Below are 14,153 nucleotides of genomic sequence, written 5' to 3' on the forward strand. Positions count from 1 at the left end.
ATTTTCTCTTTTTGGGGAAAACACACAATAAGACCGCAGCAATGCCGCGGTCTTAAAATCACCTAATCAGTACGATTAAGCGTTTTTAGAAGCTTCGATTTGAGCCGCTACTTCTGCAGCGAAATCTTCTTCTTTCTTCTCGATACCTTCACCTACTTCTAAGCGAACGAATCCAGAAACTGAAGCGCCTTTTTCTTTTAGGAAATCGCCAACAGTCTTCTTAGGTTCCATGATGAAAGCTTGACCAGTAAGAGAGATCTCACCAGTGAACTTCTTCATACGACCAACAACCATTTTTTCTGCGATTTCAGCAGGCTTGCCTTCGTTCATTGCGATTTCAACTTGTAGATTCTTTTCTTTCTCTACAACATCAGCAGGAACGTCGCTAGGGTTAACGAACTCAGGCTTAGAAGCTGCAACGTGCATTGCAACATGCTTAAGAGTTTCTTCTTCAGCATCACCAACTACAACAACACCGATGCGCTCACCATGACGGTAAGAAGCAAACTTAGCACCTTCAATGAACTCAACACGGCGAATGTTCATGTTTTCACCGATTTTTGCTACTAGAGCAACACGAGTTTCTTCGAATTTAGCTTTAAGTGCTTCAATGTCTAGCTTTTCAGCTAGAGCAGCGTCAGCTACTTCGTTAGCAAAAGCAAGGAAGCTTCCGTCTTTAGCAACGAAGTCAGTTTGGCAGTTAACTTCAACTAATGCAGCTACACCTTCACCTTGTTTGATGATGATAGTACCTTCAGCAGCGATGTTACCCGCTTTCTTAGCAGCTTTAGCAGCACCAGACTTACGCATGTTCTCGATCGCTAAATCGATATCACCGTTAGTTTCAGTTAGTGCTTTTTTACAATCCATCATGCCAGCGCCGGTACGGTCGCGCAATTCTTTAACTAGGGCAGCAGTAATTGCCATTGTTAAATCCTCTATAGAAAATTCGTCTGATATGAAACAGGGGCTGAAGCAGCCCCTGTGAAATCTACTTTAAGCAGTAGATTACTTAGGGAATATGAAATCCCTATTAAACAGCTTCTACGAAACCGTCTTGCTCAGCTTGCTCAGCTAGGTCTTGACCTTTACCTGATTTAGCAGCAGTTGATACCGCAGCAGTATAAAGGCGGATAGCACGCATTGCATCGTCGTTACCAGGAATAACGTAGTTAACGCCATCTGGAGCAGAGTTAGTATCAACAACAGCAACAACAGGGATACCTAAGTTGTTAGCTTCTTTGATAGCGATGTGTTCGTGATCAGCACCGATTACGAAAAGAACGTCAGGAAGACCACCCATGTTCTTAATACCGCCTAGAGATTTTTCTAACTTCTCTAGCTCACGAGTACGCATTAGCGCTTCTTTCTTAGTTAACTTGTCGAAAGTACCGTCAACTGACTGAGTTTCTAGTTCTTTAAGACGTTTAATTGACTGACGAACAGTTTTCCAGTTCGTTAGCATTCCGCCTAACCAGCGGTGATCAACGTAGAATTGGTCACATGCAATCGCAGCTTCTTTGATAGCTTCGCTTGCAGCACGCTTAGTACCAACAAAAAGTACTTTACCTTTTTTAGAAGCAATGTTGCTGATGAAAGCAAGAGCTTCGTTAAACATTGGCACAGTATGCTCAAGGTTGATGATATGTACACCGTTGCGTGGGCCAAAGATGAATGGCTTCATTTTTGGGTTCCAGTAACGTGTTTGGTGGCCGAAGTGAACACCAGCCTTTAGCATGTCGCGCATTGAAACTTGTTTCATTGTATTACCTTAATTTAAGAGGGGTTAGACCTCCACGTATCCCATTACTTCGACCAAATACCCAACATATTGATATTCAGCACCCCGAAAAATGTGACGATACGTGTGTGATTTCGTATTTATTTACCTGTACTCAACGAAAGTGCATTGTTTCAGCGAGAACGCAGAGTTCTTTAGGCAAGACGCTTGAGTGCATAAATAGTAAATCTATTTTAAACTCAAGCAACGAAGCATAAAGGGCTCTGCGACTCGCACTTCGTGTGCTTGTAAGCATCGATACTTCTTTGTTGTAAATGTTTAAATTAGTACACTAGTTCTTCACACTTACGCCTCGAATTATCTATGCTTACAAGACACTGAAATATTGCATCTTCGTTGAGCACAGGTACGATTGCCATGTATAATGACAGTCATCCTTCATCCTAATCTGAATATCAAAATTCATTTTAGGTAAAACATAACGGCGCGCTTTATACCATATTTGCCCTATTCAGTGCAAATTTTCGTGCCAAATTTAATTCTGAAAAAGTTGAGATTTACTGCATGAGCATCGTCATTAAGACAGCAGAAGAAATTGTAAAAATGCGTGCCGCTGGCAAACTGGCTGCACAAGTACTAGAAATGATTGAGCCACACGTTAAAGCCGGTGTGACTACTAATGAATTAAATGATATTTGCGCTAAGTATACTGAAGAGCAAAATGCCATTTCTGCTCCACTTGATTATCACGGATTTCCTAAATCGATCTGTACTTCAGTAAATCATGTAATTTGCCACGGAATTCCGAATGACACACCACTAAAAGATGGTGATATTGTTAACTTAGATATCACAGTTATTCTAGATGGTTATCATGGTGACACTTCTAAAATGTTCTTTGTAGGTGATGTTTCCCCAAAAAATAAACGCCTATGCCGTATTACTCAAGAAAGCTTATACCTAGCCATAAAAAAAGTGCGTCCAGGCATGAAGTTGGGTGAAATTGGTACAACTATCGAGAAATTCATTAAAGCAAGTAAATCCGGATTAGAAAAGTATTCTATTGTTCAAGACTACTGTGGTCACGGTATTGGTAGCGTATTCCATGAAGCACCACAAGTCGTTCATTATAAAAACAATGATAAAACAGTACTTCGTCCTGGCATGTGCTTTACTATTGAACCAATGATTAATGCAGGTCGTAATTCAACGGTTTTAGATCCAGAAGATAAATGGACTGTACGTACAGCTGATGGTAAAAACTCTGCACAGTATGAACATACACTGCTTGTGACGGAAAAAGGTGTAGAAATTCTAACGTTACGTGAAGAAGAAACCTTCCCACGAATTATTAACCATAAATAATTCAAAACAAAAATAAGAATTGGAATAATGAATACCGCACTGGAAGTGAAAGCAGCATTAGTAACACAAAATGAACACTTACTTGATAGGTTTAAGCGAAAGCATAATATTGTTGAGTTAGTAAAACAACGCTGTGCTGCAGTTGACACCATGCTCGAGAGTGCATGGAAACAGTGCGGCCTTTGTCAAGATTCAATAGCTTTAGTCGCTGTTGGAGGTTTTGGCCGCGGAATACTCCACCCCTACTCTGATGTTGACTTACTTTTTTTAGTTGAAGCAGAGCCTAATGAAGAAACAAGAGAAAAGCTAAGTCAATTTATCGCTTACCTTTGGGATGTCGGTTTAGAGATTGGTCATTCAGTGCGAACCATCTCGGAAAGTATTGAGTTGGGCAAAAACGACATCACCATTGCCACTGCGCAACTTGAATCCAGAATCATTATTGGCAGTAACGAATTATATACCTCACTAAAATCAAGACTTCGGCAGGACAGTTTCTGGCCTTCAAATGACTTTTTCCTTGCAAAAAAAGCCGAACAAAAAGAAAGACATGAAAAATCGAGCGCTTTTGATTTAGAGCCTAACCTAAAGAGTTGCCCAGGCGGTTTGAGAGACATTCAAACCATTACTTGGGTAGCCATTCGACACTTCAAAGCTTCTCATATGGAAGAGTTGGTCAATCACGGATTCCTTTTGCAAGAAGAACTTGATGAATTGATTGAATGCCGGAATTTTCTCTGGGATTTACGCTTCGCATTACACATCATATCTGGTCGAGATGAAAACCGTTTACTGTTCGATTTGCAAAGAGAAGTTGCCTCTTTGATGGGATATGAAGATGCGACTCAGTTGGCGGTCGAACAAATGATGCGTCAATACTATCAAACTGTCCGTAGAGTTATGGAACTCAACCAAATGCTGTTGCAGCTCTTTTACCGTGCAACGTTAGGACGTAATAAATCCCTTGAAATTCGCCCAATAAACGAAAACTACCAGCGTAGAGGGAAATTCATTGAATCTATTGGAGAGACAGACTTTTCCAAACCTGAGCAAATACTGGAATTATTTTTAACAACTCTTCGCTATCCAAGTATAAAAGGGATCTATTCTCTTACTCTCCGTAAATTGCGCACGGCCAGACGTAAATTAAAAGAGCCAATGATGCATAACCCTGAGTGCAGAAGGTTATTTTTAGAAATCTTAAAACATCCAAGAGGCATTAGTGCACTCTCGCTCATGCATAAGCACAAAATTCTGACCTACTACTTACCTGCTTGGCGTAACATCGAAGGGCAAATGCAATTTGATTTATTTCATGCTTATACTGTTGACGAGCACACTCACAGATTACTTGTACGAATTGATAGATTCTTCCAAGCCGAATATAAAGACAATTATCCCCTCGCATCAATAGTAGCAAGGCAGTTGCCTAAAAGGGGCTTATTGGTGCTTGCTGCCATCTTTCATGATATCGCTAAAGGTCGCGGCGGTGATCACAGCGAACTCGGTGCTGTAGATGCCGTCGAATTCTGTAAGCTTCATAACCTAAACAATCATGACGGCCGGCTGGTAGCTTGGTTGGTTCAAAACCATTTGATAATGTCTATGGTCGCTCAGCGGCGAGATATCTCTGACCCAGAGGTAGTTGCCGAGTTTGCGGATACAGTGAGAGACAGCGATAGGTTAAACTATTTATACTGCCTCACGGTTTCGGATATTGCTGCGACAAACGAAGGCCTTTGGAACAGTTGGAAAGACTCTCTGCTCAAAGATCTCTACTTCTCAACACAACGAACGCTCGCTCGTGGGAAGGAGAAACCCATTGATATACGTGCTCGTGTGAGAGAGCATCAAGCTAAGGCGAAAAAAGAGCTGATTAAAGTTGGTTTTGTTGCAAATGAAATCGACAAGCTCTGGCAGAACTTCAATGCAGATTACTTTTTAAGACATGATCCAAGTCAAGTCATCTGGCACACTGGCGCAATCATCAAACATAACTCTGATGAACCTTTAGTTTTACTGTCGAAGCAAATGAGCCGTGGTGGAACAGAGGTTTTCGTTTACTGCAAAAACCGCCCTCGTTTATTTGCAAACATCATGGCAGTCATGGATAACAAAAATGTTGACGTCAATGATGCGAACATTATGACGTCAAAAAATGATTTTGCCCTCGATACCTTCATTATTTTAGAGCAGAACGGAAAAACATTGACGAGTACTTCTCGAATTCAGTCACTACAAAAAGCCATCGTAAAATCATTAACTACAGAAAGTAAAAAACTGCCAAAGTTTAAAAAGATATCTCGAAAAATGAGACCATTTAAAGTAAAAACAAAAGTCACGTTTTTACCAAGTAATCGAAATGGAACAACGATGCTAGAACTCATTACATTGGATAGCCCTGGATTACTTGCAAAAGTGGGCGACATATTTTATCAATGTGGTGCAACATTAGTCGGGGCAAAAATTTCAACGATTGGTGAAAGAGCTGAAGATTTTTTCCGCTTAAAAACTAACAGTGGTCAATCACTGAACCAAGAACAAAAGACAGCATTGAAGAGTGCGTTAATAGAAAAATTAAATTCAAAATAAAACTTTAGGAGTACTAAATGGAGGCGCTACGCCAACGAATCGAAGCAGCATTTGACGCTCGAGACACAATATCACCAGCGAGTGTTGAACCACAAACTAAAGCCGACGTTGAGCAAGCTATTGCGATGCTTGATAGCGGTGAAGCAAGAGTGGCTGAAAAAATTGACGGCGAATGGGTCGTTAATCAGTGGTTGAAAAAAGCTGTACTTTTATCTTTCCGCATTTTCGAAAATAAGGTTATTGAAGGTGCTGAAAACAAGTACTTCGATAAAGTACCTTTAAAATTTGCTGATTACGATCAAGCACGTTTTGAGGCAGAAGGAATGCGTGTTGTGCCTTCGGCTACGGTTCGCAAAGGTTCATTTATTGCCCGTAACACAGTATTAATGCCATCTTATGTAAACCTTGGTGCTTACGTTGACGAAGGCACCATGGTAGATACTTGGGCTACTGTTGGTTCATGTGCTCAAATTGGTAAAAACGTACACTTATCTGGCGGTGTTGGGATTGGTGGTGTTTTAGAGCCTCTACAAGCTGGCCCAACAATTATCGAAGATAACTGCTTCATTGGCGCACGTTCAGAAGTCGTTGAAGGCGTTATCGTTGAAGAAGGCTCAGTGATTTCTATGGGCGTTTACATAGGTCAAAGCACACGCATTTATGATCGTGAAACAGGTGAAGTCTACTATGGTCGTGTACCTGCAGGCTCTGTTGTGGTTTCAGGAACCTTGCCTTCAAAATGTGGTCAATACAATCTTTATGCTGCGATCATCGTGAAAAAAGTGGATGCGAAAACTCGATCTAAAGTCGGTGTTAACGAACTACTGCGTTTAGCTGAATAGTTATTTCATCATATTTCCGAGTCAAATAAATAGAGTGGCCGAACAATTGGTCACTCTAACTTCTATTTTCAATCAGTTAATCCAAGTCAATAAATTAAGTTAAAAAGTGAACAACTGTCACTTTACTGCACTCTTAAAAGAAGTACATTTTCCTCTCAATTACGAGGACGCATAAATGAGACACTTTTTAATTGATACTGATACAGCCTCTGATGACGCTGTAGCATTACTGATGGCTTTAAGAGAACCATCGATTAAAGTTGAAGCTATTACTGTTGTCGCAGGCAATTGTCCGCTTCAAACTGCTGTTCGCAATGCCTTAATCTCTGTTGAAAAAGCAAGTACTTATTATCCGCCTGTTTATATTGGTGCTTCAAAACCATTAATCAGAGAGCTACATTCATGTGAGAATGTGCACGGTGAAGATGGAATGGGAGACATCAACCTCCCCGACCCGACACTTAAAGCTGAAGACGATCATGCTGTAGATAAAATCATCGAGTATGCAAATAAGTTTAAAGGCGAATTAGAAGTCATCACGATTGGTCCGCTCACTAATCTAGCAATCGCATTAGCTCGCGAGCCTCGTCTTAACCAATGGATTAAGCATCTCTTTATTATGGGAAGCGAAGGCTTAGGCCCAGGAAATATTACCCCCGCTGCCGAATTTAACTTTTGGGTCGACGCCGAAGCTGCACACTTAGTCGTAAAATCTGAGATACCAAAAACCATTATCGGCTGGGATGTATGTATGGATGAAGCTTTTCTATCCCCTACCGATATTCAAAAACTTGAAGCCAGCAGCAAACTTGGTAAGTTCGCCGTTCAATGTAATAAGACAGTAATCGAATTCACTAAAACGCTAGGAAAAGAAGGCATTAGCTTTCCTGATCCAACAGCAGTTGCAGCCGCTATTTATCCAGAGATGATTGTAAAGAAGCAAGATTACTATGGTGTCGTTGATTATAAGAGTGAACTTGGGTATGGACAGTTTATTATTGACATCTTCAATACAACCACAAATCAAACAAACCATACTTTAGTCACGAAAATTAATGATGAAATGTTTAAAAATAAGCTAATTGATTTACTTTCTGATCAGTAATTGTTTGTAAGCGGTTTCCCAAAAAAGCCGAATAAAACAAAAAAACAGCACGGCTGATTACTAAAAATACAATAATCGCTGTGCTTCACAACACTATTCGTTATAATTCCACACAATCTGGCAGTTAGTGCCGTAAGACAGTTTGGATTTTTAATGACCATTAAGACTGACGAATTACGTACCTCGTTACTTTGTAAAGTTATTTCACCTGCACAATTAGCTTCTGAGTATCCACTCACAGATCATGCAGCCGATTACTTAGTTCAGCAAAGACGTGAAGTCGAAGCCATTATTGAAGGCAAAGATCAAAGATTACTTGTGATCATTGGCCCATGTTCAATTCATGATACAGAAGCTGCGTTGGACTATGCAAAACGCTTAGCAAAACTTCACCATGAGTTAAAAGATGATTTGTGTCTCGTTATGCGAGTTTATTTTGAAAAACCGCGTACCATTGTAGGCTGGAAAGGTTTGATTTCCGATCCAGATCTTGACGGAAGCTTTAGTCCTAATAAAGGATTAAGAAAAGCTCGCCACTTACTGCAGCAAATTACTGAGCTAAAACTTCCTATCGCCACAGAATTTCTTGATATGGTAAACGGACAATATATTGCTGATCTCATTACTTGGGGAGCGATTGGCGCAAGAACAACTGAAAGCCAAATTCACCGTGAAATGGCTTCAGCGCTTTCATGCCCTGTTGGTTTCAAGAACGGCACGAATGGCAGCATTCAAATCGCAGTAGATGCAGTTAGAGCCGCTAAAGAGCCACACATCTTCTACTCTCCAGATAAAGAGGGTGCTATGTCGGTTTTCCGTACTGCAGGTAACCCTTACGGTCACATTATTTTGCGTGGTGGCACTCAGCCTAACTATTCAGCTGAAGACATCGAACAAGCAAGAAGCCAACTAGAATCTGTTGGGTTATTTGAGCGAATGGTGATTGATTTTAGTCATGGTAATAGCCAGAAAAAACATAAAAATCAATTATCAGTAGCTGACGATGTCATGCAGCAAATGCGAAATGGTAGCACTGCCATTGCTGGTATTATGGCTGAAAGCTTTATTGAAGAAGGTAACCAAAAAGTAATTGAAGGAGAATCTTTGGCTTATGGCAAAAGCATTACCGATGCTTGCCTTCACTGGGACGATTCAGAAAAACTGATTCGCAGCCTTGCTAAAGCCAGTAAAGATAGAATTAACCAATTAAAGTAATTATACTAATCGGTATTTAAGAGCGCTAACCAGCGCTCTTTTCATGTAAAAAGAATAAGAAAAATGAAAAAACACCTTTTATTTTGGATGCTCACTTGTTTGTCATCACTTTCTCAAGCGCAGGATATTTCGATCAAGTCGACTCTAGAATCTTGGAAATATGAAAAACTTGAGTTACCTCTAAACTTTGCACCGAGTATTACTTATCAAGGGTTTGAGGAGCTCAAATTCGCACCGGGCATGTTCAAGCCTACTTCCACTGATTATTTTAGTTATATCTTTTTATTCAAGCTTGATAATAAATCACTGCTCAGTAAGAGCGAACTAAAAGCATTATTAGAGGCTTATTACAAAGGTCTTTTTTCAACAACTTCGGCAAATAAAAAAACAACCGCAACCCAGTCTGATATTAGAATATTGCAAATTCAGGGATACAAGACCAATTATCATGCAACACTCAATTTTCATGACTGCTTTAATCGTTGCCAACAACTTTCAATCATTATCGAATTAGAACAGAAATTGCTAGATGGAAATTTACATCTGATGGCATCGGCAAGTGCTCAGCCCCAATCCAGCGAAGTTTGGGACATAATGAGGCGCACTTGGTATGAAATGAAATAAGGCAACTTAGTGAGTTATGGGTTTGGCAGTGCGTTGTTTACAGCCTTCAAGATAACCATCTTTCAACGTTGAAACAGGCTTAAAACCAAGTGTTTCAGCTTTCTTTAAGTCTTCTGAATTAATAGTATGAACATTAATAGATAGCGTTGGCCCGCCGCATACGGCAATTGTCATCATTCCTTGTATCTTACCGCAACTAGAATCATAAACTCGAACTCCGTCATCTTTAAGTTTCTGAGCTGTTTGCTCTTTAGTCATCCCTCCTCCAAAACACTGTTTTGCTCCGTCATTAATAAAAACTTTAGCCTTAGCGGGCTCTACGGCATTTGTACATGCGGTTAAAAAGACCATTGATGACAAACCTATCCACAATAGAAGCTTCTTATTCATAGCGTTACCTTCGATTTTTCATTTTTAAAACTGTCATACCAACATTTGAGATTCATGTACCCAATAAGTTCAAGCACCCCAAATAAAGAATAAGGAGCTAAAAAGCACCATCTAAACAAAATTATTTCTTTTATATTGCAATAACACAAATATTTTCACCAAAAACAAACAATGTAAAGATATCATAAACAAGTAGTTTTGTGACATTGATCACACTTATGTGTTTGTTGATGTAATTTTTTTGTAGATCATATACAGAATCCAAATTTTAGAATGGTATACAATTTAACCACTACGAGTAATATTTCATTTAATCCCCATAAAAAGTCAAAGTTAATTAATAGATTTTCAATTTTACTGCATACAAATATACAACAATTACACTTTTTAAGTTAAGTGTATGTTAATTGACCAAGCACTATAAAAGCAGAGATTATCAATCAACCTTTGATTCAGCTTTCGTTCAGAATGCATATTTATCAAAGCCGATTGACATAAAAACTATAAATATCTAGGGATTTGTATATGAAACAATATTCAGTTTTATCTCGAGCAATTCAAATTTCGCTTTTTGCTTCAATCAGTCACTCTGCCATTGCAGCAGGCGAGGTTGCAACAGGGAATAAACAAGCTTCAAATGTTGAACGTATCCAAGTTACAGGCTCACGCATTCAACGACAAGACATGGAAACTGCATCACCAGTAACTGTGATTGACTCTCAAACTATTCGAACAGAGGGTTACACATCTGTCGATGAGATTTTACAATCACAACCATCTATGGCAGGTGCAGCACTTGGTGCAACCTCAAATAACGGTTCAGGTGGCTCTGCACAAGTAGACTTAAGAGGTATGGGAGCCAACAGAACCCTAGTTCTATTAAATGGACGTAGAATGGTCAGTTCAGGTACCGGAGCAGACAGCGCCGTTGACTTGAACACAATCCCAGTAGCCATGATTCAGCGTGTAGAGATCTTAAAAGATGGTGCATCTGCCGTTTACGGTTCTGATGCGATTGCGGGTGTAGTTAACATCATTACTCGTAAAGATTTTGAAGGATTACAAGTCGATGTAAACGGCAGTATCAGTTCTGAGAGTGACGCTGAAAATTTTGAATTAAGCGGTTTATATGGCTTCAGTACAGATACAGGTAATTATACTTTCGGATTATCTTACACCGATAGAAAAGGTGCAATGCAAGGCGACCGCAATTGGGTACCCGCTGGCTCAAGTTCTTTTGTCCCTGAAGGTTCTTTGGGCGGAAAAGTCAAAGACAAAGATGGAAATTGGGTAGCTCGTACTGAAGGCTATGACTACACACAGGATAGCTGGCTACAAACTCCAAGTAAAAAATACAGTTTATTTGCCAACATGGTTAATGAACTGGATAACGAAATTACACTCACAGGTGATCTTCTTTATACTCGACGTGAATCAGAACAAATGATGGCACCACAACCTGCATCAGTAATGCTGGATGTTTGTGGTGAAGAAGACGTAGATCCTGCTAAATGTATTACCCTTGATCAAAAGATGATCGATGGTGGAATCGAACCGGATAATGGTCAAATTGAATATCGTCAGCGTATGACAAATGCTGGTAACCGTATTTCTCAGCAAGAAACTGATACTGTTCGTGCCTCTCTTGGTTTAGCAGGTCTCATCGATGTTCATACAGGTATTACTTGGGATCTGTCGTACACATACGGCCGTAATGATGCAACCAGCAAAGTGTATAACTCAATCAATGCTGTAAACATGGAAAGCTCCATCTATGGAAACCAACAAGATTGGTTCTATGGTGATAACTCAGCTCATATCAATGACGTTAGCTATACACAAATTGCAGACGGTGGTAATGACCAACACTTAGTTTCTGCGGTTATTAGTGGTGAAGCTTTCGACCTTGATGCAGGCGCAGTTGGTTATGCTATTGGTGCGGAGTATCGCCGTGATAGCGGCTTTTTCACTCCAGACGAAGTAGTACAGCGTGGCGAAGGGACATCTGCACAACAGGATCCAACTAAAGGCAGCTACGATGTCATTTCGGTCTATCAAGAGCTTAGCATTCCATTCAGCGAAAAACTGACGGGTGAATTTGCTCTCCGTTTTGATGACTATTCTACATTCGGTAATGCAAGTACTTGGAAAATGGGACTTACCTACGCCGCAACGGACGAGTTAATGTTAAGAACCGTTGCAGCAACTGGTTTTAGAGCACCAAACGTCAGTGAATTGTTTGGCGGAAACGTAGGTTCGTTTGACTATTTAGACGATCCTTGGGGTAACGAAGAAGATCCACAAATCTTAGTTAACTACACTTCTGATGAAAATCTGACAGCTGAAGAGTCAACTTCATACACTGCAGGTTTTGTTTATTCACCAGAAGCTATCGAAGGCTTATCGCTAACATTAGATTGGTGGAAGTTTAATATCGACAATGCAATTGCTCGTATGGATGTGCAGGTCGGACTCAACCAGTGCTTCGCCGGTGATGTTGCTGCGTGTGAAACATTTAATATCACTCCAGATGGTAATTTAGATAACCTAACTAGTCCTTTAACAAACGTTGGATATCAAGACACCAGCGGTATTGATATGAATATTCAATATCAATTTGAAGCATTAGGATTAGACTGGAGAATTAACAACGATACGACTCATTTAATTAAGTTTGAGCAAGACGATGTTGATTACACTGGTACAATTAGCGGTAACTACGGTGGTTACGCAGAGTACAAAAATAATTTTAATATCGTTGCTAAAGCTGAAAATTGGAGTGTTTCATATTCAAATCGCTACTTAGGTGAAATGACAAACTTACTTAACGATGAAAAAGCAGAATCTGTGCTTTATCACAACGTTGCAGCCACATACTTCATCTCAGATGCATTTAAAGCCACACTTGGTATTAAAAACCTAACGGATGAAACACCAGTCAGTGTTTATCAAGGCAATGACGCTGGTACCGTTCCAGAAGTTTATGACACCATTGGACGTCAATTCTACATGGGTGTGACTTACAAAATGTAACCTCGCTCAATGCTGTTTCTAAGCCCGCTTTTATCGCGGGCTTTTTTGTGCGTTCCCTTGATTAACAAAGTTTAATTAATCTAGAAATGGTATGTGATGCTATAAAGTAGTTTTACTCATTTATCAAAAGCATTATGGCAATTAAAACAGTAGCTCAGTTGCAACAATTAATTCAGAAAGGCGAGGTTACATTCACTCAACAACAGTCAAAAACAAATGATTACTCAATGGAAATTAAAATTAAAGGGAATACTAAAAGATTCAACGTATCTGCTGATTCCCACTTAAAAGCCACATCCATTAAAAGGCATAGTGATAATACAAGCTTCAAGAAGTCGATGAGCGATACGTTTGCCCGTTCAACTTTACATGCATTAAGAGAGTATTTCACTACTCATTCCATCCCTCAAGAGCACATTGTCCGAGCCGATGCATCGACAGATGATCTCACAAGAGACCCATATGTAACCAACCTAATGGGTATGTCACAAAAAAGATGGGCTTGTAGTAACGCAAGCACGGTAGACTTTAATATTGAAGACCCTAAGGAGTTGATCCTGACAGCCCAAGCAATTAAAAGTAAAGATGCAGCAAAAGAGTTAGAGAAACATCAGTTAGATAAGGCCCAACATCAACTAGCAAACCTTGAGAAAGTATTAGAAAACGCAGAGATTTAAATCGCAAATTATTTTTGGTGGGTCGTGAAGGATTCGAACCTTCGACCAATTGGTTAAAAGCCAACTGCTCTACCGACTGAGCTAACGACCCATTAGGAGTTATTTTACTTCTCATGTAACTATTAGAAAGCTTAAAGAAGTGGTGGGTCGTGAAGGATTCGAACCTTCGACCAATTGGTTAAAAGCCAACTGCTCTACCGACTGAGCTAACGACCCATCATTATGTTTTACTTCGTCTGATGCAGAAGAAGTGGTGGGTCGTGAAGGATTCGAACCTTCGACCAATTGGTTAAAAGCCAACTGCTCTACCGACTGAGCTAACGACCCATCTTTAGTTTTAATTCCTGAATGGCTCAAGAAATGGAACCTCGTAAAGGATTCTAACCGTCTATCAATTGGTTAAAAGCCAACTGCCTTAGCTTTGTAAAAAAGCGACTGAGCTAACGACCCATCTTTTAGTTTTAATTCCTGAATGGCTCAAGAAATGGTGGGTCGTGAAGGATTCGAACCTTCGACCAATTGGTTAAAAGCCAACTGCTCTACCGACTGAGCTAACGACCCATCTTTTA

11 protein-coding genes and 4 tRNA genes are annotated in these 14,153 nt (G+C 40.0%); 8 read left to right on the forward strand and 7 right to left on the reverse strand.

Going from position 1 to position 14,153, the window contains the following annotated elements; translation table 11 throughout:
* Window positions 1–75: 75 nt before the first annotated feature.
* Window positions 76–927: a translation elongation factor Ts gene (tsf, locus tag AC1EU2_RS01035; protein ID WP_480296134.1), complete on the reverse strand. Its 852-nt coding sequence runs from the start codon at window positions 925–927 to the stop codon at window positions 76–78.
* Between the two features lie 106 nt (window positions 928–1,033).
* Entirely contained in the window at window positions 1,034–1,762 is a 729-nt protein-coding gene (rpsB, locus tag AC1EU2_RS01040) for a 30S ribosomal protein S2 (protein ID WP_129947132.1), read from the reverse strand.
* A 543-nt stretch (window positions 1,763–2,305) separates the two neighbouring features.
* Between rpsB and map the strand changes: the two genes are divergently transcribed.
* From map to AC1EU2_RS01070, 6 genes are all read left to right on the forward strand, one after another.
* The gene (map, locus tag AC1EU2_RS01045; protein WP_480296135.1) at window positions 2,306–3,106 is read left to right on the forward strand and encodes a type I methionyl aminopeptidase; all 801 of its coding nucleotides are present in this window, start codon (window positions 2,306–2,308) and stop codon (window positions 3,104–3,106) included.
* A 27-nt stretch (window positions 3,107–3,133) separates the two neighbouring features.
* The gene (gene glnD, locus AC1EU2_RS01050) at window positions 3,134–5,698 is read left to right on the forward strand and encodes a bifunctional uridylyltransferase/uridylyl-removing protein GlnD (RefSeq protein ID WP_480296136.1); all 2,565 of its coding nucleotides are present in this window, start codon (window positions 3,134–3,136) and stop codon (window positions 5,696–5,698) included.
* Window positions 5,699–5,715: 17 nt separating this feature from the next.
* A complete protein-coding gene (dapD, locus tag AC1EU2_RS01055) occupies window positions 5,716–6,540 on the forward strand; it encodes a 2,3,4,5-tetrahydropyridine-2,6-dicarboxylate N-succinyltransferase (protein WP_480296137.1) in 825 nt (274 codons plus the stop codon).
* Between the two features lie 175 nt (window positions 6,541–6,715).
* Window positions 6,716–7,645: a nucleoside hydrolase gene (locus AC1EU2_RS01060; RefSeq protein ID WP_480296138.1), complete on the forward strand. Its 930-nt coding sequence runs from the start codon at window positions 6,716–6,718 to the stop codon at window positions 7,643–7,645.
* A 153-nt stretch (window positions 7,646–7,798) separates the two neighbouring features.
* Window positions 7,799–8,860 (forward strand): 3-deoxy-7-phosphoheptulonate synthase, encoded by a 1,062-nt coding sequence (locus tag AC1EU2_RS01065; RefSeq protein WP_480296139.1) that lies wholly within the window; start codon window positions 7,799–7,801, stop codon window positions 8,858–8,860.
* Window positions 8,861–8,923: 63 nt separating this feature from the next.
* The gene (locus AC1EU2_RS01070) at window positions 8,924–9,484 is read left to right on the forward strand and encodes a hypothetical protein (protein WP_480296140.1); all 561 of its coding nucleotides are present in this window, start codon (window positions 8,924–8,926) and stop codon (window positions 9,482–9,484) included.
* Between the two features lie 6 nt (window positions 9,485–9,490).
* Here the strand turns inward: AC1EU2_RS01070 and AC1EU2_RS01075 are convergent, their stop codons facing one another.
* A complete protein-coding gene (locus AC1EU2_RS01075; RefSeq protein ID WP_480296141.1) occupies window positions 9,491–9,874 on the reverse strand; it encodes a hypothetical protein in 384 nt (127 codons plus the stop codon).
* Window positions 9,875–10,399: 525 nt separating this feature from the next.
* On the opposite strand from AC1EU2_RS01075, the gene AC1EU2_RS01080 reads away from it, so the two are divergent.
* Window positions 10,400–12,907, forward strand: a complete 2,508-nt coding sequence (locus tag AC1EU2_RS01080) for a TonB-dependent receptor plug domain-containing protein (RefSeq protein ID WP_480296142.1) — start codon at window positions 10,400–10,402, stop codon at window positions 12,905–12,907.
* A 134-nt stretch (window positions 12,908–13,041) separates the two neighbouring features.
* Window positions 13,042–13,584 carry a hypothetical protein gene (locus AC1EU2_RS01085; RefSeq protein ID WP_480296143.1) on the forward strand — a complete coding sequence of 181 codons (543 nt, stop codon included), beginning with the start codon at window positions 13,042–13,044 and terminating at the stop codon, window positions 13,582–13,584.
* 15 nt (window positions 13,585–13,599) lie between these two features.
* Here the strand turns inward: AC1EU2_RS01085 and AC1EU2_RS01090 are convergent.
* From AC1EU2_RS01090 to AC1EU2_RS01105, 4 genes are all read right to left on the reverse strand, one after another.
* Window positions 13,600–13,675, reverse strand: a tRNA-Lys gene (locus AC1EU2_RS01090).
* Window positions 13,676–13,724: 49 nt separating this feature from the next.
* A tRNA-Lys gene (locus tag AC1EU2_RS01095) sits at window positions 13,725–13,800 on the reverse strand.
* Between the two features lie 35 nt (window positions 13,801–13,835).
* Window positions 13,836–13,911, reverse strand: a tRNA-Lys gene (locus AC1EU2_RS01100).
* A gap of 158 nt (window positions 13,912–14,069) precedes the next feature.
* Window positions 14,070–14,145: transfer RNA gene (locus AC1EU2_RS01105), tRNA-Lys, on the reverse strand.
* Window positions 14,146–14,153: the final 8 nt, after the last annotated feature.

Source organism: Parashewanella sp. 2304DJ23-3, assembly GCF_056591695.1.

What these genes read in the sequence shown, in the direction of transcription:
- AC1EU2_RS01060 (WP_480296138.1), top strand. Translation starts at nt 6,716, where the DNA reads ATGAGACACTTTTTAATTGATACTGATACAGCCTCTGATGACGCTGTA.
- rpsB (WP_129947132.1), bottom strand. Translation starts at nt 1,762, where the DNA reads ATGAAACAAGTTTCAATGCGCGACATGCTAAAGGCTGGTGTTCACTTC.
- tsf (WP_480296134.1), bottom strand. Translation starts at nt 927, where the DNA reads ATGGCAATTACTGCTGCCCTAGTTAAAGAATTGCGCGACCGTACCGGC.
- AC1EU2_RS01075 (WP_480296141.1), bottom strand. Translation starts at nt 9,874, where the DNA reads ATGAATAAGAAGCTTCTATTGTGGATAGGTTTGTCATCAATGGTCTTT.
- AC1EU2_RS01065 (WP_480296139.1), top strand. Translation starts at nt 7,799, where the DNA reads ATGACCATTAAGACTGACGAATTACGTACCTCGTTACTTTGTAAAGTT.
- dapD (WP_480296137.1), top strand. Translation starts at nt 5,716, where the DNA reads ATGGAGGCGCTACGCCAACGAATCGAAGCAGCATTTGACGCTCGAGAC.
- glnD (WP_480296136.1), top strand. Translation starts at nt 3,134, where the DNA reads ATGAATACCGCACTGGAAGTGAAAGCAGCATTAGTAACACAAAATGAA.
- AC1EU2_RS01070 (WP_480296140.1), top strand. Translation starts at nt 8,924, where the DNA reads ATGAAAAAACACCTTTTATTTTGGATGCTCACTTGTTTGTCATCACTT.
- AC1EU2_RS01080 (WP_480296142.1), top strand. Translation starts at nt 10,400, where the DNA reads ATGAAACAATATTCAGTTTTATCTCGAGCAATTCAAATTTCGCTTTTT.
- AC1EU2_RS01085 (WP_480296143.1), top strand. Translation starts at nt 13,042, where the DNA reads ATGGCAATTAAAACAGTAGCTCAGTTGCAACAATTAATTCAGAAAGGC.
- map (WP_480296135.1), top strand. Translation starts at nt 2,306, where the DNA reads ATGAGCATCGTCATTAAGACAGCAGAAGAAATTGTAAAAATGCGTGCC.